Origin of the sequence: Micromonospora antibiotica, from assembly GCF_017599305.1 — a bacterium.
GTDB classification, from domain to species: Bacteria; Actinomycetota; Actinomycetes; order Mycobacteriales; family Micromonosporaceae; genus Micromonospora; species Micromonospora antibiotica.
In genome coordinates this window covers 102,697-126,282 of record NZ_JAGFWR010000016.1, presented here as the reverse complement: position 1 = coordinate 126,282, position 23,586 = coordinate 102,697, and the positions used below count along the sequence as shown (strand labels likewise).

Below are 23,586 nucleotides of genomic sequence, written 5' to 3'. Positions count from 1 at the left end.
CCCGGCATCCGGCGTCCGGTGCTCAGCCGACGTGCCGGATGACCACCAGCGCCTGGTCGTCGTCGGAACCGGAGAGCTTGGCCAGCAGGGTGTCCGCGATCGCCTCCACCGGCTGGTCGCGCACCGGCACGATCACCTCGTGCAGGGCCGTCACCCCGGCGTCGTACGCCTGGTCGCGTCGTTCCACCAACCCGTCCGTGTACGCCACCAGCAGGTCACCCGGGCCGAACGCCACCGTGGTCACCGGCACCGGATCACGGACCAGCCCCAGCGGCAGCGAGTGCCCCGTCCAGACCGTCTCGGGGGGCCGCCCCGCCGGCAGTAGCACCGGGTGCGGATGCCCCACCCGGGCCACCTGCGCCTCGCCGGCCACCGGGTCGACGACCATCGCCAGGCAGGTGCCGAGGAACCCGACCCCGAGCAGCCCGGTCAACCGGGGGAACACCTCGGCCAGCGGCACCCCGGACCGGATCAGGGTGTTCACCACCGTCCGCAGCTGCGCCATGTCGGCCGCCGCCTCGACCTGGTGGCCCACCACGTCGCCGACCACCACGGCCAGCCGGCCGTCGTCGAGGTCGACCAGGTCGTACCAGTCCCCGCCCAGGTGCAGGCCGCTCATCGCCGGCTGGTAGCGGGTGGCCACGTCCAGACCGGGGGGCCCGACCGTGGCCGAGGTGCGCAGCCGGCCCGCGAGCCGGGTCACCAGGTTGTGCTCGGCGGCGGCCAACCGGACCCGCTCCAGGGTCTGCTCGCACAGGTCGGCGATGGTGTCCAGCAACGCCAGGTCGTCGTCGGGCAGCGGACGTTCGCGGGGCCAGCCGAAGCCCAGCGCGGCGATGGGCCGCCGGGAGGCGTCCAGCAGCGGCAGCACGACGGTGGTCACCATCCCGTACTCGCCGGCCGGGTCCGGCAGGTCGGGATGCCGGGCGGCGAACTCGGCCCGGTTACGCAGGATGATCCGTTCCCCGGTGCGCAGCGCGCGGGCGATCGGCCGGGGATCGTCGATGGTCAGGTCGTCGAAGGTGGCGACCAGCCCGCTGGGCAGCTCCGCGTGCCACAGCCGGACCCGTCGACCCTCGTCGCGCATCGCCAGGCCGGGCAGCGCCGCGCCGAGGGCCATCGGCGCGGCGTCCAGGATCACCTCGATCGCCTCACCGGTGGACCGGGTGACGCTGAGCCGGGCGGCGAACTCCGCCATCGCCCGCGCGGACGCGGTCAGCTCGGCCCGGCGTAACGCCTGGCTGCACAGCCCCGCCACCGCGTCGAGCAGGATCCGGCGGGCCTCCTCGTCGGCGACCGGCCCGTCCCAGCGCACCTCCAACGCCCCGAGCACGGTGCCGGTGCCGTCGCGCAACGGCAGGCACAGCCCGTCGGGCAGCGCGACGGTCGCCTCCTCGCGTACCGCGCGGGCCAGCGGCGCGTCGTCGGCCACCGCGAGCCGACCGGGGCCGTTCCCGTCGGTCACCGTCAGGTCCAACGCGCCCGCGGTGGCCACCGCGACCCGGACTTCGGTCGCCCCGACCAGCGCCGGCGTGACCGTGATGACCACGTCCGTCACCGCCGTGCGGGTCCCGGCGGCGCTGAGCGACCCGGCGAGCCGGGCCAGCCCTTCAGCCTGCCGCAGCGCCTGACGCCGCTCCCCGGCCGCCGGGTGTGGGGCCTGCTGGCCGGGGCCCCGGCGGCGCGCAGCGGGAACCCCGGTGCCGGTGGCGGTCCCGGCGCTGGTGGTGTCCGACCGTGGGGATCCGGTCGGGTCGTCGGCGTCGGTGGCCCCGCCGGTGGGGCCGACCGCCTCGGCGACGGTGGTGAAGACGCCGCCGGGCCGGCCGGTGGCGTCGACGATCGGAGCCGACGAGAAGACCAGTCGGCGGTGCTCCGCGCCGGAGCCGACCTCCCGTTCCTGCCGGCAGGTCACCTGGCCCGTGGTCAGCAGCCCGGTCAGCGTGGGCACCGCGTCCGGCCAGACCGCCGCCCCGGGTTGGCCCGGCTCCTGCGCGCCGACCGGGTCGGGCAGCGCGAGGTACCCGTCGTTGGGCAGCAGCACGAGCTCCGGTCCCCACCAGATCGCGGCCGGTTCGGGGCTGTACAGGCAGATCACCAGGGCGGTACGCAGGCTCGCCGGCCAGTCCTCGACGGGCCCGAGCGGGCTGCCGGCCCAGTCGTGCCCGACGATCCGACGGCCGGCCCGGCCGGCCCGGGAGAGCAGGTCCCGCCAGCGTGCGTCGTCCGGCGGCCGGGGAGCGGCGGCGGAGCGAGTCATGTCGGGACCTCCGCTCTGCGGATCGAGCGCTTCCCCATCAGTCGGACCGTACCAGCGTGGGCCGATCCGCACGTCTGTCGATCATCCGGTTCGGGTCTGCCGGAACGTCGCCCCCGCTGTCCGACGGGCCCGTGCCGGGGCCCGCCCGGCGGATCCCGACCCGGGTGCGCCGCCCGCGTCGACCGTCCCGCTCCGGTCCCGGTGCCCGCCGTCGGTCCGGGTCGGTGCCGGCGACGGTCCGGGGAGGTGGTCCGGGGAGTTGTCCCGACCCGCCGCGAGGGGTGTGCCCACCGTGCGACGCTGGCCGGGTCCGGGGCAGACCGGCGCGGGGTGGCGCCGACGCGGGGAAAGGGACGCGATGACGGGTACGCCGCAGCTGGACTTCGCACTCGACACGTACGAGTGCATCGTGCTCTATCCCGGCCCGGCCGGTCGGGTGCTGCCGAAGGAGACCGTGCAGCGGCTCCAGGCCGAGCACTTCGCGCACATGCGGGCCCTGCAACGCCGGGGTCTGGTGCTGGTGGCCGGCTCGATCGACGGCCCGGCCCGGGAGCCCGCCCCGCCGATCGGCATCGGCCTGGCCCGCACCGGCTCGGTCGAGGACGTACGCAGCGTGATGGAGGCGGACCCGGCGGTGCAGGCCGGTCTCTACATGGTCGACGTGCTGAGTTTCCTCTGCCCGGCCGGCTCGTTGGAGTTTCCGCTGGTCAAGACCGACAGCTAGGGGCGGCGGGGTCCGGGCGTCTGGCCGTGGTGACCGACGGTGCCGGTGTCGGGGCGGACGAGCACGGGAGCGCGCGGACGGCGTTGGTCCCCGGGCGGTACGATTCCCGGCGCGCGGTCGCCGATGCCCGCGACTCCCCGACGTCCCGGCGTGGGCTGCGCCCCGCCGGCCAGGCGCCCACCCCGCGCGTCGTCGGACCCCTGTTCCTCAGTCCGCAAGGGGTCGACCCCCAGGTCGACCCGGAGGAGAGACTAGCCTGATGGGCGTGAACCGCCGCGCGAAGATCGTCTGCACTCTTGGTCCCGCCACCTCGTCCCCGGAGCGGCTCCGGGGCCTCATCGAGGCGGGCATGAACGTGGCCAGGCTGAACTTCAGCCACGGCAGTCACGCCGACCACGAGTCGGTGTACCGCATGGTCCGCGAGGCAGCCGAGGCGGTCGGCGTGCCGGTCGCCATCCTGGCCGACCTCCAGGGCCCCAAGATCCGGCTCGGCAAGTTCGCCGACGGGCCGCACGAGTGGCGTACCGGCGACTCGGTGGTGATCACCGGGGACGACATCCTCGGCACCCGGGACCGGGTCTCCTGCACCTACCGCAAGCTGCCCCAGGAGGTGAAGCCGGGTGACCGGCTGCTGATCGACGACGGCCGGGTCGCCGTCGAGGTCAGCGACGTCACCGGCAACGACATCCGGTGCCTGGTCACCGAGGGTGGCCCGGTCTCCAACAACAAGGGCGTCTCGCTGCCCAACGTGGCGGTCAGCGTCCCGGCGATGTCGGACAAGGACGCCGAGGATCTGCGTTTCGCCCTCGGTCTGGGTGTCGACCTGATCGCGCTCTCCTTCGTCCGTACGGCGGAGGACATCAAGCTCGTCCACGGCATCATGGACGAGGAGGGTGTGCGCCGTCCGGTGCTGGCCAAGGTCGAGAAGCCCGAGGCGGTCGACCACCTGGAGGCGATCGTGCTCGCCTTCGACGGCGTCATGGTGGCCCGGGGCGACCTCGGTGTCGAGATGCCGCTGGACCAGGTGCCGCTGGTGCAGAAGCGGGCCGTGCAGCTGTGCCGGGAGAACGCCAAGCCGGTCATCGTGGCCACCCAGATGCTCGACTCCATGATCGAGAATTCCCGGCCCACCCGCGCCGAGGCCTCCGACGTGGCCAACGCGGTGCTCGATGGCGCGGACGCGGTGATGCTCTCCGGCGAGACCAGCGTCGGCAAGTACCCGGTGCTCACCGTCAGCACCATGGCAAAGATCATCACCACCACCGAGGCCGGTTCGATCGGGGTGCCCCGGCTCCAGCACGACCCGCGCACCCACGGTGGCGCGCTGACCGTGGCGGCCTCCTCGATCGCCCGCGCCATCGGGGCGAAGGCGCTGGTGGCCTTCTCGCAGACCGGCGACACCGTCAAGCGGCTCAGCCGGTTGCACTGCGACCTGCCGCTGCTGGCCTTCACCCCGGTCCCCGAGGTGCGCAGCCAGCTGGCGCTCTGCTGGGGCGTGGAGACCTTCCTGATGCCGTTCGTCCAGCACACCGACGACATGTTCCGTCAGGTCGACCAGGCTCTGCTCGGCCTCAACCAGGCCACCCCCGGCGACTACGTGGTGATCGTGGCGGGCAGCCCGCCCGGCACCCCCGGCTCCACCAACACCCTGCGGGTGCACCAGCTCGGCTCCCTGGTCGACGCCGCCTCCGCCCGGGCGCTCCAGTGAGCACAGGGAAACTTCGGTGAACGGGCGTCCGGCGGCGACCGGTCAGGCCGCGGTCGACCAGCTCCTCGAGGTCCTCGACCTCGACCACACCGGCTCGATGACCTTCCGTGGGGTCAGCCCCTCGGTGGGTCCGCAGCGGGTGTTCGGGGGGCAGGTCGCCGGCCAGGCACTGGTCGCCGCCGGGCGCACCGTCGACCCGGACCGGTTCGTGCACTCGCTGCACGGCTACTTCGTCCGGCCCGGCGACCCGGCCGAGCCGATCGACTACCAGGTGGAGAACGTCCGGGACGGGCGGTCCTTCTCGGTCCGCCGCTCGGTGGCGTTGCAGCACGACAAGCCGATCTTCTTCATGTCGGCGTCCTTCCAGCGGCAGGAAGAGGCCCTGGAACACCAGGCCCCGACCCCGCCCGACGTGCCCGGCCCGGACGACGTGCCGACGATGTCCGACCGGCTGGCCCGCTATCCGGAGCGGCTCGGCATCTGGGGGCAGATCCCCCGCCCGATCGACGTCCGCTACGTCGGCGAACCCGGCTGGGTACGCCCCGGCGACCGGCCCGCCGACCCGCACCAGCGGGTCTGGATGCGCATCGACGGCAAACTACCCGACGATCCGCTGCTGCACGCCTGCGCGTTGACCTACGCCTCGGACCTGACCCTGCTGGACTCGGTCCTGTCGGTGCACGGCGAGGTCTGGGGTCCGGGCGGTCTGGTCGGGGCGAGCCTGGACCACGCCCTGTGGTTCCACAGGTCGTTCCGGGCCGACGAGTGGTTCCTCTACGACTGCTGGAGCCCGTCCGCCTCCGGTGCGCGGGGTCTGGCCACCGGCCGGCTGTTCACCCTCGACGGCCGGCACATCGCCAGCGCCGTCCAGGAGGGCCTGCTGCGCCGCGTCGGCGCCTGAGCGGACCCGCCCGCACCGGGTCGCCGCCACCCGCTGACCGTGGGGCGCGGGGAAGATGGCGCGTCGGGCGGTGGCGTCGGGCAGGGACCGGCCGGGTGGTCAGAAGCTGCTGACCACCTTGACCAACGCCTCGTCGATGGTGGTCGGGTTCTTGGCGTCGAACGCCTTGCCGGACGACGCCTTGGCGATCCGGTCCAGCGCGGCCAGGTCGGACTCCTGGTCGAAGGCCACGCAGAAGACCTTCACCGGCTTGTTCGGGTCCAGTGCGATGTCCCGCAGCAACCGGTCCAGGTCGCTGTCCTTCTGGTATTCGTTCTTGCCGTCGGTGAGCACCACCACCGCGTTGATCCGCTTCGGGTCGTACCTGTCGAGCAGGGAGCGGTGTGCCGCGCGGACCGTCGCGTACAGGGCGGTGTTGCCGCCGATGCGCAGCCCGGCCAGCTTCCGGTTGAACGCTTCCCGGTTCAGCGGCGCGAGCCGTACCTCCTCGCTGTACGGCTTCTTCGGCCGTTGCGGGGTCTCGCTGGAGAACGACCAGAGCGCCACCTGGTCGGCGGCGTTGAGCAGCCCGATCGCCTTGCTGGCGGCGTCGGTCGCCACCTGGAACCGGGTCTGGTCGCCGACGGTGGCCTTCATCGAGCCGGAGGTGTCCACGGCGAGCAGGATGTTCGCCTTCTTACGCAGGGTGTCCCAGCTGCCGAGGATCGCGCCGACCACCTCCGGGGTGGGCGGGTCGAAGTAGGTGAGCCGGTCGCCGCCCGGCCCGGCCACCGTGGCCAGCAGCGTGTCGGCGGGCCGGCGCTCGTCGTCCCGGAAACCGAGCGCGGCGAAGCTGCGTTGCTGCGGACCGTCGCGGAGGAACGTGAGGAAGTCCTCGGCGGCCTCGCGTTGCGCCGGGTCGGCCGACGGCAGCACCACGTACGGGTGGTCGAGGTTGAAGGTGCCCTCCTTGGGGTGCACCGCCACCAGCGGGACCCGGGGCTTGCTGCCGGTGGGGCTGAGCTGCCCCTGGTTGTAGAGGTAGACCAGCTCCTCCTGGAGGACGATCGCGCTCATGTCCGTGGCCGGGGCGTCCCCGGTGGCGGTGGCGTCGGCCTCGGCGAGGTTGCGCAGCAGGTCCACCGAGTCGTCGCTGTAGTGCGAGACGTTGGCCTCGATCCGTCTGACGAACTGGGTCACCGCCGGCTGGGCGAGGTCCTCGCTGGTCAGGTCGCTGGCCCGGCTGACCGCCGCGTAGTAGGTGGCGATGGTGGCGGCCAGGCCGGAGGTGGACAGGTGCGGGTTGTCCTTGCCGAAGGTGAACCGGCCCCACTCGGGCTTGCCGAACGCCGCCCAACCGGTGTCGCCGGAGAGGCCGAGCACGTCGGCCCAGCCGAGCGGGCCGCGCTGCTGCACCACCTCGCCCCGGTCCTTGGGCATGGCGATGACCAGGGGACTGTTGGCGATCGACGGGTACTGCCCGGGGGTCTGGGCGGGTCGGCCCGCCGCCGAGTCCAGCAGGCGCAGCTGCCCGGTCCACAGTGACGAGGTGGGCAGCCACACCTGTGGTTCGGCGACCTTCGGCTGGGTGAGCGCCCACCCGCCGGCCAGCGCCTCCATCGCCTCGCCCGAGTTGAGACCGTGCACGGTCACCTGCGCGCACCGCCCACCGAAGCGCCGGTCGGCGGCGTTGTACCGGTCGGCGAGCTGGGCGACCAGCGCGCTCTTCTCGGTGGAGGAGCTGACCTCCAGCGGTACGCAGTCGGCCCGGTCGGTGCCGGGCGTGGGCCGGACGTACAGGTAGGCCGCGGCGATCACCGCGAGCCCCGCGACGACGGCCACCGCGTGCGGCAGCCACGGTCGGGCGGGACGCTGACCGGTGGCCATCGGCTCCTCCAGGGGTTGGTTCGGCGGGTCAGGTGTCGGTGCGCGGTGCCGGCACGGGCGGCGGTGGGGGGCCGTCCGGCGTGGTGGACGGGGTCAGCGCGGCGGCGACGAGCAGACGGACACCGTAGACCACGACGAGGGTGAGCGCCCCGATGGCGGCGGCGGTGCCCACGGCGGTGCTGGCGACGTACCCGGCGGCGAAGCCCACCGCGCCGAGGAAGATCGCGAGGGACATCCCCCACGGGTCGGTCCACTGTCGACGCAGCCGCCGCCCGAAACCGTCCCGCCCGGTCGGCGGGGGGACCGGGGCCGGCCGGTCCGTCGTCGTCCGGGTGGGTGTGGGGGCGGGGGCGGGGGCCCGGGTCCCCGGGGGTGCCGTCGGTCCGGCCGGGGCGGGCCGGGTCGCCGCCGGTGGGGCGGTCGCCGGGTCGGTCGGTACCTGCGGAGCGTGGTGGGAGGTCGACGTGGTGGGCCACGGTGCCGCCGCCATCGCCGGCCCGCTCGGCCCGTGCGGTGCCGGGTGGCCGGTCGAGGTGGTCGGCCCGGGTCCCGCCACCCCGGCGGTCGGCCACGGGTCCGCCGCCGCGCCGGTCGGCCAGGAGTCGGCCACCGCGCCGGTCGGCGCGGGCGGGGCGGCCGGCGGGGAGGACAGGGTACGGGGCAGCTGCTGGGTGGCCGCCGCGTCGGTGCCGGCCCGCAGCACGGTCTGCAACGGCACCTCGCGGGTGTCCCGCCCGAGCAGCCGCAGCAGCACCTCCTGGGCGGTCGGCCGGGCCCGGTGGTCCTTGTCCAGGCACTGGCCGATCAGGGTGGCCAGTGGGCCGGTGAGCCCGGTCAGGTCCGGGGGGTCGTGCAGGATCCGGTGCAGCACCGCCGCGACGGGGCCGGTGCCGAACGGTGGCTGTCCGCCCGCCGCGAAGGCGATGGTCCCCGCCCAGGCGAACACGTCGCTGGCCGGCCCGACCTCGTCGTCGCGGAACCGTTCCGGGGCCATGTAGGGGGCGGTGCCCATGACGCGGTTGGTCATCGTCTCGGTGACGTCCAACGCGCGGGCGATGCCGAAGTCGATCACCCGGGGGCCGTCCGCCCCGAGGATGACGTTGTCCGGCTTCAGGTCGCAGTGCACCACGTCGGACTGGTGGATCGCGGCGAGCGCGGTGGCGGTGCCCACGGCCAGCCGGTGCAGCGCGTTGCCGCTGATCGGGCCCTGTTCACGGACGTGCCGTTGCAGGGTGACGCCTTCGATGAACTCGCTGACGACGTAGGGCAGCTCACCGTCGACGTCGGCGAAGAGGATCTGCGCGGTGCAGAACGGCGCGACCCGGCGGGCGGCGGCGATCTCCTTGACGAACTGGGCCTTCGCCCGGGGATGCTGGTGCAGGTCCACGTTGATCACTTTGACCGCGACCCATCGGCCCTGCTCGTCGCGGCCCAGGTAGACCACGCCCTGGCCGCCCGCGCCGAGCCTCCCGACCAGTTCGTACGGCCCGGCCTGGCGGGGGTCGCGGGGGCTCAGCGGTGTCACGTCCGGCATCGCTGTCGCTGCCCCCATCGGCCGGTTTTCGGTGCGCTGGTGTGTGTCGCGTGGTGTGCCGGCGACCCTGCCGGCGACAGGGGTATGGTGCCACGTCCCCGCCACCGGGACATGACACCCTGCCCGTTCGGTGGAGGGTGACGACCCGGCCGGCCGGGTCGCCGACTAACCTTGCGGCCATGCGCCTCTCCGCTCGGGTCGACTATGCCCTCCGCGCGGCCGCCGAGCTCGCGGCGGTCGCCGATGGCGGGGACTCCGGACGGTCCCGTCCCGTCACCGCCGAGCAGATCGCCCGGGCGCAGGACATCCCACCGAAATTCCTGGAGAGCATCCTGCTCCAGTTGCGTCGGGGCAGCATCGTGCACGCCCAGCGGGGCCCCGAGGGCGGTTACTGGTTGGCCCGCCCGGCGGCCGAGATCTCGCTCGCCGAGGTGATCCGGGTCATCGACGGTCCGCTCGCCCACGTCCGGGGGCAGCGCCCCGAACAGCTCGGTTACCACGGCGCGGCACAGGCGTTGCAGGAGGTCTGGATCGCGTTGCGGGCCAGCGAGCGGGAGATCCTGGAGCAGGTCACCATCGCCGACGTGGCGGCCGGGACACTTCCCGGCCGGATCACCGAGTTGGCTGCCGACCCCCGCGCCTGGAGCTGATCCGCCGCGCCCCCGGGCGTCCCACCCACCGATCAGGGGTTGACCGGGGAGCCGCCGTGCCGCATTCTCGACCAAGTCGATAGGAGATGCCGAAAAGTTCGGAGGGCTCGTGCGCAAGCTTCTGATCCTCGCTCTGGTCGGGTTGGCCGCACAGCTCGTCGACGGCGCGCTCGGCATGGCGTACGGGCTGACCTCGTCGACGCTGCTGCTCTTCGTCGGCGTCGCCCCGGCCGCCGCCTCGGCGTCGGTGCACCTCGCCGAGATCGGCACCACGCTCGCCGCCGGTGTCGCGCACTGGCGGTTCGGCAACGTCGACTGGCGGGTGGTCACCCGGATCGCCCTGCCCGGCGCGGTCGGCGCGTTCGTCGGGGCCACCTTCCTCAGCTCCATCTCCACCGAGAACGCCGCCCCGTGGATGGCCGGCATCCTGTTCACCCTCGGGGCGTACCTGCTGGTGCGTTTCTCCCGGCCGCTGCGCCAGCGCTCCGGTGCCGGGCGGCTGCGCGGCCGGTTCCTCGGCCCGCTGGGCCTGGTCGCCGGGTTCGTCGACGCCACCGGCGGCGGGGGATGGGGTCCGGTGGCCACTCCGGCGCTGCTGGTCTCCGGTCGGATGGAGCCCCGCAAGGTGATCGGGTCGGTGGACACCGCCGAGTTCGTGGTGGCCGGGGCGGCCAGCATCGGCTTCCTGATCGGCCTGGGCAGCGAGGGCTTCCTGCTGCCCACCGTCGCGGCGCTGCTGATCGGCGGCCTGATCGCCGCGCCGGTGGCCGCCTGGCTGGTGCGGATCGTCCCCGCCCAACTGCTGGGTGCCACCATCGGCGGGGTGATCGTGCTGACCAACGCCCGCATCCTGCTCAAGGCCGGTGACGCCGGGTCGACCGTGCGTCCGGTGGTCTACGTGCTGCTCGCCGTGGGCTGGGTGGTCGCCCTGACGTTCGCCGTCCGGGCGTTGCGCCGCACCCGCCGGGCCCGCGCCATCGTCGACGCCGCCACCGCCGAAACCCCCGCCGTCACCACCCCCGCCGACGCGCCCAGCCCCGCCGACGCCGTCGCCCCGACGCCGTCGCCGGACACCGCGGCTTCCGCTGTCGCGGCCGGGGTCGTCGCCGGGTCCGCCCCGGCCGACGCCGACGACGACCGGCTCGCCGTCGTCGAGCGCTGAACCACCGACGGGGTACGCGGCCCGCCGTCGTGGCCACGGCGACCGTCGCGCACCGGCGTGAGCCCGTACGGGGCGGCGACGGTCATCCGGGAAGCGCCCCGCCCCGGGCGGCTCCACCCGTGGCGGTGTCCCCGGCCAGCAGGTCCGCGGCCGCAGCCGACAGCAGTGCCCAGGCCCGGTCCACATGCTCCGGCCCGGTCAGCGGTGCGCCGACGGCCAGGCGCAGGGTGTACCGGCCGTTGACCCGGGTGTGCGTCAGGTGCACCTGACCGTCGTCGTTGACCCGCGCCAGCAGGGCCGCGCTGGCCTCGTCGCCGGCCCGTAGCCGGAACGTCACCAGGGAGAACGGGTGCGGGGCGGCGATGGCGAACCGGTCGTCGGCGCGGACCAGGGCGGCGAACCGGTCGGCCAGGGCGATCCCTGCGCGCGGGTGCGCGCGCAGCCCCTCGACGCCGTACCAGCGCAGGACGAACCAGAGCTTGAGCGCCCGGAACCGGCGGCCCAGCGGGACCTGCCAGTCCCGGTAGTCGATGACGGCCCCGGATTCGCTGGCGGCGTTGCGCAGGAACTCCGGCATGACGGTCAACGCCTCGATCAGCTCGCCCCGGTCGGCCACCCAGAAGGCGTCGCAGTCGAAACCGGTGAGCAGCCACTTGTGCGGGTCGAAGCAGTACGAGTCGGCGTGCTCCACCCCGGCGTGCGACCAGCGCAGCTCGGGGCAGACCGCCGCCGCCCCGGCGTACGCGGCGTCGACGTGCAGCCAGATGCCGTGTTCGGCGCAGATCGCGCCGATCTCCGGCAGCGGGTCGACGGCGGTGGTGGAGGTGGTCCCGATGGTCGCCACCACGATGGTCGGCACCTCCCCGGCGGCCAGGTCCGCCTCGATCGCCGCCCGCAGGGCCGCCGGGCGCATCGCCTGGGTCTGCGGGTCCACCGCGATGGTGCGGACGCCCTGCCCACCGAGGCCGGCGATGCGGGCCGCCTTCTCGATCGAGGAGTGCCCGTGTGTCGAGGTATACGCCCGGTAGCGGCGGTCGACGCCCACCTCCCGCCAGCGGCCCCCGCTGGCCCGGTGCAGGGCGGCCAGGGTGGCGACCAGGGTCGCCGAGGAGGCGGAGTCCTGGATGACGCCGCCGCCGGTGCCGGTGGAGCGGAACCGCGCGGGCAGGTCCATCAGTTCGACCAGCCAGTCCAGCACCACCGTCTCCAGTTCGGTGCCGGCCGGGTTGGTGGCCCAGAGCATGCCCTGGCTGCCGAGGCCCGAGCTGACCAGGTCGGCGAGCACGCTGGGTCCGCTGGTGTTCGCCGGGAAGTAGCCGAAGAAGCCGGGGTGCTGCCAGTGGGTGACCCGGGGCACGATGATGTCGTCCAGGTCGGCCAGCATCGCCGCGACCGGTTCGCCGTGCGTGGGCGGGGTGGCCGGCAGGGCGGCGGTGACCGTGCCGGGCGGGTCCCGGGGGACCACCGGGCGCTGGTCCAGCGTCCGCCAGTAGTCGGCGACCCAGTCGACCACCGCGTACCCGGCGCGACGGAACTCCTCGGGGTCCATGTGCTCAGCCATGGGCCGAGTCGATCAGGTGGGCCGGTCGGGGGCAAGGGCGGGTACGGGTTGTGCGGGCGGAAAGCGTTGTCCTACGATCCGACTGCGCGGAGTCGAATTATGGATGTCGATGCAAGGCATCCCGTCACCACCGTCAGCACGGCGCTTCATCCCGCCGGCCCGGGCAGGCCGGCGTCGGCACCGTGCGCTGACCTCCGCGAAAGGCGTTTCCGTGCACCTGAGCCCACCCCGTCGTCGCGCCGCGTTGCTCGCCGCCGCCGCGGCCACCACGCTCGCCGCCGGCACCCTCACCGCCGTGACGGCTTCGGCCGCCGCCGCCGGTTGCCGGGTCGATTACAAGATCAGTAGCCAGTGGGGCGGCGGCTTCGGCGCCGACGTCCTGGTCACCAACCTCGGTGACCCGATCAACGGCTGGACGCTGACCTGGTCCTACACGGCCGGTCAGCAGGTGGCCCAGGCGTGGAACGCCACGGTCACCCAGTCCGGGGCGCAGGTCAGCGCCAAGGACGCCGGCTACAACGCCGCCCTCGGCACCAACGGCACCGCGAGTTTCGGCTTCAACGCGTCGTGGAACAACGCCAGCAACCCGACGCCGGCCAGCTTCGTGCTCAACGGCACGACCTGCACCGGTGGCACCGCGCCGACCACCGCGCCCCCGACGACCGCACCGCCGACCACGCCCCCACCCACCACGCCGCCGCCGACCACCCCACCTCCGACGACACCGCCGCCGACCACGCCCCCGCCGACCGACCCGCCGGCCGGGGCCAAGCAGCTGGAGGATCTCGACCGGGGGCTGATCAGCGTCCGCTCCGGCAGCGGGAACCTGGTCTCCTGGCGGCTGCTCGGCACCGAGACCTCCGGGGTGTCGTTCAACCTCTACCGGGGCTCCACCAGGGTCAACGCCTCGCCGATCACCGGCGCCACCAACTACCTGGACAGCGGGGCGGCGGCCGGCTCGGCGTACACCGTGCGGGCGGTGGTGAACGGGGCCGAGCAGGCGGCGTCCGCGTCCGCGCTCCAGTTCGCCAACGGCTACCTGGACGTGCCGATCCAGCCGCCGGCCGGGGGCACCACCCCGAGCGGGGAGGCGTACAGCTACTCGGCCAACGACGCCAGCGTCGGTGACCTCGACGGCGACGGCGACTACGAGATCGTGCTCAAGTGGGACCCGTCCAACGCCAAGGACAACAGCCAGTCCGGCTACACCGGCAACGTCTACGTCGACGCGTACACCCTGACCGGTAGTCGGTTGTGGCGCATCGACCTGGGCCGCAACATCCGGGCGGGCGCCCACTACACCCAGTTCCAGGTGTACGACTACGACGGCGACGGCAGGGCCGAGGTGGCCATGAAGACCGCCGACGGCACCCGCTCGGGCACCGGTCAGCTGATCGGCTCGTCGTCGGCGGACTACCGCAACTCCAGCGGTTACGTGCTGTCCGGCCCGGAGTACCTGACCATGTTCAACGGGCAGACCGGCGCGATCGCCTCCACCGTCAACTACGACCCGCCGCGCGGCACCGTCTCGTCCTGGGGCGACTCGTACGGCAACCGGGTCGACCGGTTCCTCGCCGGCACCGCCTACCTGGACGGGCAGCGGCCGTCGCTGATCATGGCGCGCGGCTACTACACCCGCGCGGTGATCGCCGCCTGGGACTTCCGCAACGGCACCCTGACCAAGCGGTGGACGTTCGACTCCAACGCCTCCGGCAACTCGGCCGCCGCCGGTCAGGGCAACCACCAGCTCTCGGTGGCCGACGTGGACGCCGACGGCCGCCAGGAGATCGTGTACGGCGCGGCCACCATCGACGACAACGGCCGGCTGCTCTACTCGACCGGCAATGGTCACGGCGACGCCCTGCACGTCGGTGACCTGGACCCGGGCCGCTCCGGCCTGGAGATCTTCAAGGTCGACGAGGACGCCAGCAAGCCCAGCTCCTGGTTCGCCGACGCGCGTACCGGCCAGATCATCTGGAGGACCGCAGCCAACGGCGACAACGGCCGGGGTGTCTCGGCCGACATCTGGGCCGGCAGCCCCGGTGCCGAGTCGTGGTCGGCGGCGGTCGACGGGCTGGCCAACACCAGGGGGCAGAACATCGGCCGCAAGCCGTCGTCGGCGAACTTCCTCGCCTGGTGGGACGGCGACCCGGTACGGGAACTCCTCGACGCCACCAAGATCGACAAGTACGGCACCGGCGGCGAGACCCGGCTGCTCACCGGCAGCGACGTGGCCTCCAACAACGGCACCAAGTCGACCCCGGCGCTGTCCGGCGACATCCTCGGCGACTGGCGCGAGGAGGTGATCTGGCGCACCGGCGACAGCCGGGCGCTGCGGATCTACAGCACGCCCACGCCGACCAGCACCCGGATCTACACGCTGATGCACGACGCCCAGTACCGCGCGGCGATCGCCTGGCAGAACACCGCCTACAACCAGCCGCCGCACCCGGGCTTCTTCATCGGTGACGGCATGTCCACCCCGCCCACGCCCAACATCTACCTGCGTTGACGGTGCGGGCCCGGCGCTGGCCGGGCCCCACAAAGCAGGCACCGGGTCGCCAGCCGCGGAATCCGCTCAGCTGGCGACCCGGTGCACCACACCGCAGCACCCCCGACCCGTCCCGACCGGGAGTGCCGTACCACCACCGGTAATAAAGTTAGAGGTCGTCCGCAACGGTGGGGTGACGTCGCTATGAAGAGCGTGTTTCAGACGCTGCGGGACAGCCCGCCGACCACCTTCTCGGCCACCAGCTCGAACGAACGCACCCGGTCGGCCACGTCGTACACCATGGTGGTGAGCATCAGCTCGTTCGCGCCGGTGCGGGCCAGCAGCTCGGTGAGCTGCCGGCGGACCGTCTCCGGTGAGCCCATCGCCTGACCGTCGCGGCGCTGCCGGACGAACTCCCGCTCGATCTCGGTGTACGGATACCCGGCGGCGTCGTCGGGGCTGGCCAGCGGCTCCGGCCGCCCCGAGCGCAGCTTGAGGAACGACAGCCCGGCGGGGCCGGACAACCACTCGGCCCGCTCGTCGGTGTCGGCGCAGACCACGTTCACCGCCACCATCGCGTACGGCTCGGTCAGCCAGCGCGACGGCCGGAAACTCTGCCGGTAGAGCTGGAGCGCGGGCAGGGTGTGCTGGGAGCTGAAGTGGTGGGCGAACGAGAACGGCAACCCGAGCAGCCCGGCGAGCTGCGCGCTGAACCCGCTGGAGCCGAGCAGCCAGACGGCGGGGGACTGGCCCAGCCCCGGGCTGGCGGTGATCGCGCCCGGGTCGTCGCCGCTGAAGTAGTTCATCAGGTCGGCCAGCTCCCGGGGGAAGCCCTCCGCCGACAGCCCCTCCATGGTCCGGCGCAGGGCCAGCGCGGTCCGCTGGTCGGTGCCGGGGGCCCGGCCGATGCCCAGGTCGATCCGGCCCGGGTGCAGCGCCTCCAGGGTGCCGAACTGTTCGGCGACCACCAGCGGCGCGTGGTTGGGCAGCATCACCCCGCCCGAGCCCAGCCGGATCGTGGTGGTGTGCGCCGCCAGGTGGGCGAGCAGCACCGCCGGTGCGGAGCTGGCGATCGCCGGCATGTTGTGGTGCTCGGCCACCCAGAACCGGCGGTAGCCCAGTTCCTCGGTCCGGCGGGCCAGCTCGGTGGTGTGCGCGAGGGCCTCGGAGGCGGTGGCCCCGGCGGCGACCGGAGCAAGATCAAGAACAGACATCGGTACGTCGATCACGACTCTGCCCAACCCGCCCCGCGCCGGATTTGTTCCCTGGCCGGCGCGCGCCCCCGTCCGGTCCAGGGGAGGACGGGCAGGTCGACGAGGTCGTGGGGGTCGGCATCGCGACACCGCTGTCGTCGCGGGGATCATGAGCCGGGGCACCCCGGTCGACGCGGGGCCCGGGGCCTGCTCGGAGCAGGCACCCGGGTCACTGTGCGTACGTGCAGGTGGTGCCGGGAGCGGGATTCGAACCCGCAAGCCCTTTCGGGCAGAAGTGTTTGAGACTTCCGTGTATGCCGTTCCACCATCCCGGCGGGTGCTGACAACTGTACCCGACTAGGCTCTTGCGGGAGTATGGGCGGTAGCTGTGCCGAGATCGATGGTGGGGGTAGGGCTGGTGGCCGAGACGCAGACGGATGCCGAGCGCAGGCGGGTGTTGATCGCCGAGGACGAGGCGCTCATCCGACTGGACCTGGCCGAGATGCTGGTCGAGGAAGGTTACGAGGTCGTCGGTGAGGCCGGGGACGGCGAGACCGCCGTTCGGTTGGCCGAGGAACTCAAGCCCGATCTGGTCATCCTCGACATCAAGATGCCGATCATGGACGGGCTGGCGGCCGCCGAGCGGATCGCCGGCGCCCGGATCGCCCCGGTGATCATCCTGACCGCGTTCAGCCAGCGTGACCTGGTGGAACGGGCGCGCGCCGCCGGGGCGATGGCCTATCTGGTCAAGCCGTTCCAAAAGAGCGACCTGGTGCCGGCGGTGGAGATCGCCCTCTCCCGCTACTCCGAGATCGCCGCCCTGGAGTCGGAGGTGGCCGGGCTCACCGACCGGCTGGAGATCCGCAAGACGGTCGAGCGCGCCAAGGGTGCGCTGATGACGACGTACGGGATGACCGAGCCGCAGGCGTTCAAGTGGATCCAGCGCACCGCGATGGACCACCGGATGACCATGAAGGAGGTCGCCGAGCGGATCCTCGCCGAGACCGCCGGCGGCGAGATCGCCGAACAGCCCACCGGCTAGCCAACCGGGGCGGGCGTCCGCCGGTTCCGGAGACCACCGTCGGTGGCTAGCATCGATGGATGGCCTCTCGGTGGAGCTTCGCGGTGCTGGTTGTGCTCGCCGCGTCGCTGGTCGCCTGTGATCCGGCGCCCACATCGACCGGTGAGCAGCCGCCGGTCCGACCGGCGTGGCAGCCGCTGACCCTGCCGCCACCACCGGGTCCGCCCGGCCGGGTGCTGCTACGCGACGCGACGGCCTGCGCGGGTCGGTGGTACGCGGTCGGCGGCGTCGCGGATGCCGACGGCGGCACCCGACCGGCCGCCTGGACCAGCCTGGACGGTACGACCTGGGCGGTGGTGCCGATCGTCGCCGATTCCTTCTACGGCAGGCAGAACGTGCTCTCCGCAGCCGCCTGCCGCGACGGCGCGTTGGCGGCCGTCGGTGCCAAGACCGGTGGTGCCCACGGCAATCCCCGGGTGAGCACCTGGCGGCAGGGCCCGGACGGCGCACTGGTCGAGGTGTCGGCGTCGTTCGAGACCTACGGCGGGCCCAAGGCGGTGAACGTGTCCCGCCTGGTGGGCGGCCCGCCGGGCTGGTTGATCGTCGGCAACCGCTCCAGCGGCGCGGCGGCGTGGGTGTCCCCGGACGCGGCGGACTTCGCCCTGGTGGAGGGGGCGCCGGAACTGGCCAGTGACGGAGGCGGGATCACCTGGGCCTTCGACGCCACAGCGGTGCCCGGCGGGTGGCTGGCGGTCGGTGGGGTGCTGCCGGGTGGTCGCATCGACCGTGACCCGGTCGCCTGGTCGTCGGCGGACGGCCGCAGTTGGCGGCGGACGACGCTGCCCGGGACGGACCGCTACGAGGAACTACAGCGGGTGGTCCTGACCGGCGACGCGGTGGTGGCGGTCGGGTTGCGGGGTACGGCGTTCGGCGCGTGGCGTCGCGACGACGACCGCTGGGTGGCCGTCGGCGGGTTCGCCGGTGCCGTGCCGTCGCGGGTCCCGTCGGTGGACGCCCTGGTGGCGGCGGACGGCCGGCTGGTGGCGGCGATCTCGGACGGGACATCGCGTGCGGTCTGGACGTCGGTCGACCGGGGCGGTTCCTGGCGGCGGATGGAACTGCCCGGGCCGGTGCCGGCGGGTGTGGACGGGGACGTCGCGGTGGTGGCGGTGGGGCGGCGACTGTGGATCTTCGTCGACGACGGTGTCCGCCCGGCGGTGTGGACGGCGGAAGTGCCCGCGGACGGCGGGGTCGAGCGACGTGGTGAGGGGCCGAGGTAGGGCTCCAAGGACCAGTCAGGGGCCGACCTGTTACGGGCTCCTGGCCGATCACGCACGTCTTCGTAACGGTTTCGCAGACCACGGGCCAAGGTCTTCCCCGGTCGTATGAGTGTCGGTACGCTCCGCCATCACGAGCCGTAACGCAGGGGGCGTTCCTGCTGGGTGGGTGGTGGTGCGGGCTGTACGGTCGCCGCCCTCCCAGGATGGTCGCCTTCTGCTTTTGGAGGAGGTCAGGAAGCCGTGAGGCGTAGCTATGTACGGGCACTGGGGGCCGCCGCGCTTGCCGTGGCGATGGTCGGTGCCGCAGGTTGCCAGGACACGGGCGGCGGCGAGACCACCGCGTCCGGCGACTGTGGTGGCAAGATCGCTATCTTCGGCGCATTCACCGGTGACAACGCGGGCCTCGTCCTGCCGTCGCTGAACGGTGCGAAGCTCGCCGTCAAGCAGTTCAACGAGAAGAACTCGAACTGCAAGGTCACCTTGCAGGAGTTCGACACCCAGGGCGACCCGGCGGTGGCGACCCCGTTCGCGAACCAGATCGCCGGCGACAACTCGTTCCTCGGTGTGATCGGCGGCCACTTCTCCGGCGAGTCCGACGCCACCATGCCGATCTACCAGGCGGCCGGCCTGGCCATGGTCAGCCCTTCGGCGACCCGGGCCGACCTGACCCAGAAGGGCAACAAGTCCTTCTTCCGGGTGGTCGGCAACGACGGCACCCAGGCGGGGGCCGTGGCCACCTACCTGAAGTCGCAGAACGCGGCGAAGGTCTTCACCATCGACGACGGCAGCGCGTACGGCGCGGGCATCACCGCCGAGCTGGCCAAGAACATCGGCTCGACGCTGGCCGGCACCGACAAGATCCAGGAGAAGCAGGCGCAGTTCGACGCCACCATCTCCAAGATCAAGGCGGCGCAGGCGGACTTCGTCTTCTACGGCGGGTACACCCGCGAGGCGGCTCCGCTGGTCAAGCAGATGCGTGCGGCCGGCATCCAGGCCAAGTTCGTGGGCCCGGACGGCCTCTACGACCCGGCGTTCCCGAAGGGTGCCTCGGGCGGCGCCGAGGGTGCCATCATCACCTGCCCCTGCCTGCCGGCCGACAAGGCGGGCGGCACCTTCTCCGCCGACTACCAGAAGGAGTTCGGCCAGGCGCCCGGCTCCTACGGTGCCGAGGGCTTCGACGGTGCCCAGATCTACCTGGACGCCTTCAAGGACGGCAAGAAGACCCGGGCCGACATCCTGGCCTACGTGAAGGCGTACGACAAGCAGGGCGTCTCGAAGTACATCAAGTTCGACGACAAGGGTGACGTCGACCCGTCGAAGGTCGTCATCTGGGCCTACCAGATCAAGGGCGAGGAAATCAGCGCCCTGCAGGAGCTCAAGCTCAGCTGACGACACAGCAGGGGGTGCGGCCGGGTGCTGTTCCCGGCCGCACTCGATGCAAGGAGACCCCGTGCATTTCGATGAACTGATCGGACACCTCGGCCAGCACACCGTGGACGGCCTGTCCAAGGGTGCCATCTACGCCCTGATCGCTCTTGGCTACACCCTCGTCTATGGCGTCCTGCGCCTGATCAACTTCGCCCACTCCGAGGTTTTCATGGTCGGCACCTTCGCGGTGCTGGGCCTGTGGACCGCGTTCGGGGTAAAGAACAACCCGCCGATCGGCCAGGCGGTGCTCTTCTTGGTGCTCGGCCTCATCGCCGCAGCGATCGCGTCCGGTGGTACCGCCCTGGCGATCGAACGGATCGCCTACCGCCCCCTGCGCCGTAAGAACGCGCCACCGCTGATCTTCCTGATCACCGCGATCGGAATCTCCCTGGTGCTGGTCGAGGTCTTCGGCCTGCTCCTGCCGGACGTGGCGGGTGGCGCGTTGCCGACCCTGTTCGGTCGGGCCCGGCAGATCGTCGGTATGCCGACGATCATTCAGCAGGAGACGCTGCTCCAGATCGGCAACACCGCGATCACCAACATCCAGTTGATCGTCTTCGTGTCGGCCGTGGTGATGATGGCCCTCCTGGACTGGTTCATCAACCGCACCCGGTACGGCCGGGGCGTGCGCGCGGTGGCGCAGAACCCGGAGACCGCCGCGCTGATGGGCGTCAACCAGGAGCGTGTGATCATGTTGATCTTCATGCTCGGTGGCATCATGGCCGGTGCGGCGGCACTGCTGTGGAGCATGCGGTTCGGCTTCACCCAGAACAGCATCGGCTTCGTACTCGGTCTCAAGGCCTTCACGGCCGCGGTGCTCGGCGGCATCGGCAACCTGCGGGGCGCCCTGGTGGGTGGCCTGTTCCTCGGCATCGTCGAGGTCTACGGTGCGACGCTCTTCGCCTCCAACTGGGAGGACGTCATCGCCTTCGTGGTGCTGATCGTCGTGCTGATGTTCCGCCCGACCGGCCTGTTGGGCGAGTCGCTCGGGAGGGCCCGCGCATGATCGACAAGATTCGTTCCGCAGACCGACGACGGGTCAGCATGCTGACCTCCGTCGGCGACCGGTTCCGGGCGCTGCCGAAGTGGCAGCAGGCTGCGGCGATCGTGGCTCTGGTGGCCTTCCTGTACTACCTGCCGTTGCTCGGCATCCCCGGCCTGACCTGGCTGCGGACCGACTCCATCGCGGGCGGCAACAACTGGGCCGGCGTGCTGTTCGTCTGCGCCATCTACGTGTTGGTCGCCATCGGCCTGAACGTGGTGGTCGGCCTGGCCGGCCTGCTCGACCTGGGCTACATCGGGTTCTTCGCCATCGGCGCCTACAGCGTCGCGCTCTTCGGCTCGGTCAACTCGCCGGTGGTCAAGTGGATCCAGCAGGAGTTCGACCTGCCGCCGACGTGGGCGGTGACGTGGGCGGTCTGCCTGCTTCTCTCCATCGTGCTCACGCTGATCTCCGGCGTGCTGCTCGGCTGGCCGACGCTGCGCCTGCGCGGTGACTACCTGGCCATCGTGACGCTGGGCTTCGGCGAGATCATCCGGATCGTGGCACGCAACGCCACCGGTCTGACCAACGGCCCGCAGGGCATCTCGGCCATCCCGGGCCCGGAGGGCCCGCCGTCGGGGGACAACAAGGTCTTCGGCCTGATCGACGCGAAGCCCTGGTACTGGCTGGCGATCACGATGGTGCTGCTGATGGTCTTCCTGGTCCGCCGGCTGGAGCACAGCCGGGTGGGCAGGGCCTGGCTGGCGGTGCGTGAGGACGAGGACGCCGCTGCGGTGATGGGGGTCTACCCGTTCAAGGCCAAGCTCTGGGCCTTCGCCATCGGCGCGGCGCTGGGCGGACTGTCCGGGTTCCTCTTCGGCAGCCGGAACGCGTTCATCGACCCGACCCAGTTCAACGCGAACCTCTCCATCCTCTTCGTCGCCATGGTCGTCGTCGGTGGATCGGGGAACATGATCGGTGTCTCGCTCGGCGCGGTGCTGCTGGCCTACCTACCGGAGCGGTTCCGGGAAGTCGCCGACTACCGGTGGCTGGCCTTCGGTCTCGCCATGGTGCTGGTGATGATCCTGCGTCCGCAGGGCCTCATCCCGAGCCGACGGCGGGCCCGTGAGTTGAAGGATCGCGCGGCGGCTGCAGAGGAGGCGCCCGCTCATGTCTGACCAGAAGACCACCACGACGCCGAAGATTCCGGCCCAGCCGGGCCCGAAGCCGGTGCTGCTCGAGGTCGACGAGGTCACGCTCCGCTTCGGTGGAGTGGTGGCCCTCGACAAGATCAATTTCAAGATCTACGAGGGCGAGATCCTCGGGCTCATCGGTCCGAACGGCGCGGGTAAGACCACCAGTTTCAACGTGATGACCGGCGTCTACCGGCCCACCTCCGGGGCCGTCCGGTTCCGGGGTGAGAAGGTGACCGGCCGCAAGCCGCACCAGATCAGCCGGATGGGCATCTCCCGCACGTTCCAGAACATCCGGCTCTTCCCGGAGATGACGGCGCTGGAGAACGTCATGGTCGGGACCGACTCCCGGCACAAGACCAGCGTGCCGGGCGCGCTGTTCCGGCTGTACCGGGTCAAGCCGAAGCCGGAGGAGCTGCCGCAGGTGACCGCCACGTCCGGCATCGTGCGGACCTGGCAGGAGATCCGTCGGACCTGCGCCAAGATGTTCGGGTTGTCCCGGCACATCCTTGAGGAGCGGGCCGCCGAGGCGAAGTCGCTGGAGCTGCTGCGCTTCGTCGGCATCGCCGACCGGGCCAACGACGAGGCGCGCAACCTGCCGTACGGTTACCAGCGTCGGCTGGAGATCGCCCGGGCCCTCGCGACCGAGCCGAAACTGATCTGCCTGGACGAGCCGGCTGCCGGCTTCAACCCGGCGGAGAAGGAGGAACTGCTCTCCCTGATCCGCAGGATCCGTGACATGGGGCTGACCGTGCTGCTGATCGAGCACGACATGCGCCTGGTCATGGGGGTCACCGACCGGATCGTGGTGCTGGAGTTCGGCCGGAAGATCGCCGAGGGTGCGCCGGCCGAAGTCAGTCGAGACCCGCGGGTGATCGCCGCGTACCTGGGGGAGCCCGCCGATGGCGCTGCTTGAGCTGGACAACGTAAGCGTGTCGTACGGCCGCATCGAGGCGCTGCACGGCATCAGCCTGACCGTCAACGAGGGCGAGGTGGTGGCACTGATCGGCGCGAACGGCGCCGGCAAGACCACCACCATGCGGGCCATCTCCGGCATCCGGACCCTGTCCCAGGGGCGGATCTCCTTCAACGGCGAGGACATCAGCAGGCTCCGGGCCGACCTGCGGGTGGTCCGGGGGCTGTGCCAGTCGCCCGAGGGCCGGCAGATCTTCCCCGGCATGACGGTGCTGGAGAACCTGGACATGGGGGCGTACACCCGGCGGGACTCCGCCGGTGTCGCCGCCGACCTGGACCGGGTGCTGACCCTCTTTCCCCGGCTGGCCGAGCGGCGCAAGCAGGCCGGCGGCACGCTCTCCGGCGGTGAGCAGCAGATGCTGGCCGTCGGTCGGGCGCTGATGAGCCGGCCGAAGCTGCTCCTGCTCGACGAGCCGTCGATGGGGCTGGCGCCGATGGTCATCCGACAGATCTTCGACATCATCACGGAGATCAACCAGCAGCAGGGCATCACCATCCTGTTGGTGGAGCAGAACGCCCAGCAGGCGCTCTCCCGGGCCCACCGGGGTTACGTGCTGGAGACCGGCCGGATCGTCAAGGAGGGGTCCGGTCAGGACCTGCTCACCGACCCGGCGGTCAAGGAGGCGTACCTCGGCGTGTCCTGACCGCACCAGGCAC

The 23,586-nt window shown here is 72.0% G+C and carries 18 protein-coding genes and 1 tRNA gene; 13 read left to right on the top strand and 6 right to left on the bottom strand.

The features are described from left to right. Positions 1-22: 22 nt before the first annotated feature. Positions 23-2,260, bottom strand: a complete 2,238-nt coding sequence (locus JQN83_RS23165; RefSeq protein ID WP_208569253.1) for a SpoIIE family protein phosphatase — start codon at positions 2,258-2,260, stop codon at positions 23-25. A gap of 358 nt (positions 2,261-2,618) precedes the next feature. Here JQN83_RS23165 and JQN83_RS23160 point away from each other — a divergent pair, with 358 nt between their 5' ends. The 3 genes from JQN83_RS23160 (at position 2,619) to JQN83_RS23150 (ending at position 5,593) form a co-directional block, all read left to right on the top strand. Continuing rightward, complete coding sequence (locus tag JQN83_RS23160) at positions 2,619-2,984, top strand: YciI family protein (protein ID WP_208569252.1); 366 nt, start codon at positions 2,619-2,621, stop codon at positions 2,982-2,984. A 259-nt stretch (positions 2,985-3,243) separates the two neighbouring features. Beyond that, positions 3,244-4,692, top strand: coding sequence for a pyruvate kinase (gene pyk / locus JQN83_RS23155; protein ID WP_208569251.1), 1,449 nt, complete (start codon positions 3,244-3,246; stop codon positions 4,690-4,692). Between the two features lie 16 nt (positions 4,693-4,708). Next, on the top strand, positions 4,709-5,593 hold the full coding sequence (locus JQN83_RS23150) for an acyl-CoA thioesterase (RefSeq protein WP_208569250.1): 885 nt from the start codon (positions 4,709-4,711) through the stop codon (positions 5,591-5,593). A gap of 99 nt (positions 5,594-5,692) precedes the next feature. Here JQN83_RS23150 and JQN83_RS23145 read toward each other — a convergent pair whose 3' ends face one another. Together JQN83_RS23145 and JQN83_RS23140 are read right to left on the bottom strand one after the other, a co-directional pair. Next, the gene (locus JQN83_RS23145) at positions 5,693-7,459 is read right to left on the bottom strand and encodes a vWA domain-containing protein (protein WP_208569249.1); all 1,767 of its coding nucleotides are present in this window, start codon (positions 7,457-7,459) and stop codon (positions 5,693-5,695) included. Between the two features lie 28 nt (positions 7,460-7,487). Beyond that, on the bottom strand, positions 7,488-8,993 hold the full coding sequence (locus tag JQN83_RS23140; protein WP_208569248.1) for a serine/threonine-protein kinase: 1,506 nt from the start codon (positions 8,991-8,993) through the stop codon (positions 7,488-7,490). A 179-nt stretch (positions 8,994-9,172) separates the two neighbouring features. On the opposite strand from JQN83_RS23140, the gene JQN83_RS23135 reads away from it, so the two are divergent. Both JQN83_RS23135 and JQN83_RS23130 read left to right on the top strand, forming a co-directional pair. After that, positions 9,173-9,643 carry an RrF2 family transcriptional regulator gene (locus JQN83_RS23135; RefSeq protein WP_208569247.1) on the top strand — a complete coding sequence of 157 codons (471 nt, stop codon included), beginning with the start codon at positions 9,173-9,175 and terminating at the stop codon, positions 9,641-9,643. Positions 9,644-9,752: 109 nt separating this feature from the next. Then, on the top strand, positions 9,753-10,805 hold the full coding sequence (locus JQN83_RS23130; RefSeq protein WP_208569246.1) for a sulfite exporter TauE/SafE family protein: 1,053 nt from the start codon (positions 9,753-9,755) through the stop codon (positions 10,803-10,805). 82 nt (positions 10,806-10,887) lie between these two features. Here the strand turns inward: JQN83_RS23130 and JQN83_RS23125 are convergent, their stop codons facing one another. Then, on the bottom strand, positions 10,888-12,366 hold the full coding sequence (locus tag JQN83_RS23125) for a pyridoxal-dependent decarboxylase (protein ID WP_244253013.1): 1,479 nt from the start codon (positions 12,364-12,366) through the stop codon (positions 10,888-10,890). Between the two features lie 211 nt (positions 12,367-12,577). On the opposite strand from JQN83_RS23125, the gene JQN83_RS23120 reads away from it, so the two are divergent. After that, on the top strand, positions 12,578-14,878 hold the full coding sequence (locus tag JQN83_RS23120) for a rhamnogalacturonan lyase family protein (protein ID WP_208569245.1): 2,301 nt from the start codon (positions 12,578-12,580) through the stop codon (positions 14,876-14,878). Positions 14,879-15,075: 197 nt separating this feature from the next. Here the strand turns inward: JQN83_RS23120 and JQN83_RS23115 are convergent, their stop codons facing one another. Together JQN83_RS23115 and JQN83_RS23110 are read right to left on the bottom strand one after the other, a co-directional pair. Further along, positions 15,076-16,071 (bottom strand): LLM class flavin-dependent oxidoreductase, encoded by a 996-nt coding sequence (locus JQN83_RS23115; protein ID WP_208569244.1) that lies wholly within the window; start codon positions 16,069-16,071, stop codon positions 15,076-15,078. A gap of 228 nt (positions 16,072-16,299) precedes the next feature. Further along, positions 16,300-16,385, bottom strand: a tRNA-Leu gene (locus tag JQN83_RS23110). Positions 16,386-16,468: 83 nt separating this feature from the next. On the opposite strand from JQN83_RS23110, the gene JQN83_RS23105 reads away from it, so the two are divergent. The 7 genes from JQN83_RS23105 to JQN83_RS23075 all read left to right on the top strand — a co-directional run bounded on the left by JQN83_RS23105 (position 16,469) and on the right by JQN83_RS23075 (position 23,573). Next, complete coding sequence (locus JQN83_RS23105) at positions 16,469-17,092, top strand: ANTAR domain-containing response regulator (protein ID WP_208569243.1); 624 nt, start codon at positions 16,469-16,471, stop codon at positions 17,090-17,092. Between the two features lie 59 nt (positions 17,093-17,151). Further along, entirely contained in the window at positions 17,152-18,351 is a 1,200-nt protein-coding gene (locus tag JQN83_RS23100; protein ID WP_208569242.1) for a hypothetical protein, read from the top strand. Positions 18,352-18,591: 240 nt separating this feature from the next. Further along, positions 18,592-19,740 (top strand): branched-chain amino acid ABC transporter substrate-binding protein, encoded by a 1,149-nt coding sequence (locus JQN83_RS23095; protein ID WP_208569241.1) that lies wholly within the window; start codon positions 18,592-18,594, stop codon positions 19,738-19,740. A 61-nt stretch (positions 19,741-19,801) separates the two neighbouring features. Beyond that, a complete protein-coding gene (locus JQN83_RS23090) occupies positions 19,802-20,785 on the top strand; it encodes a branched-chain amino acid ABC transporter permease (RefSeq protein WP_208569240.1) in 984 nt (327 codons plus the stop codon). Further along, on the top strand, positions 20,782-21,939 hold the full coding sequence (locus JQN83_RS23085; RefSeq protein ID WP_208569239.1) for a branched-chain amino acid ABC transporter permease: 1,158 nt from the start codon (positions 20,782-20,784) through the stop codon (positions 21,937-21,939). The genes JQN83_RS23090 and JQN83_RS23085 overlap by 4 nt, the downstream gene beginning before the upstream one ends. Beyond that, positions 21,932-22,870 (top strand): ABC transporter ATP-binding protein, encoded by a 939-nt coding sequence (locus JQN83_RS23080; RefSeq protein ID WP_208569238.1) that lies wholly within the window; start codon positions 21,932-21,934, stop codon positions 22,868-22,870. The genes JQN83_RS23085 and JQN83_RS23080 overlap by 8 nt, the downstream gene beginning before the upstream one ends. Continuing rightward, the gene (locus JQN83_RS23075) at positions 22,857-23,573 is read left to right on the top strand and encodes an ABC transporter ATP-binding protein (RefSeq protein WP_208569237.1); all 717 of its coding nucleotides are present in this window, start codon (positions 22,857-22,859) and stop codon (positions 23,571-23,573) included. Before JQN83_RS23080 ends, JQN83_RS23075 begins: the two co-directional genes overlap by 14 nt. The last annotated feature ends 13 nt before the right edge of the window (positions 23,574-23,586 follow it).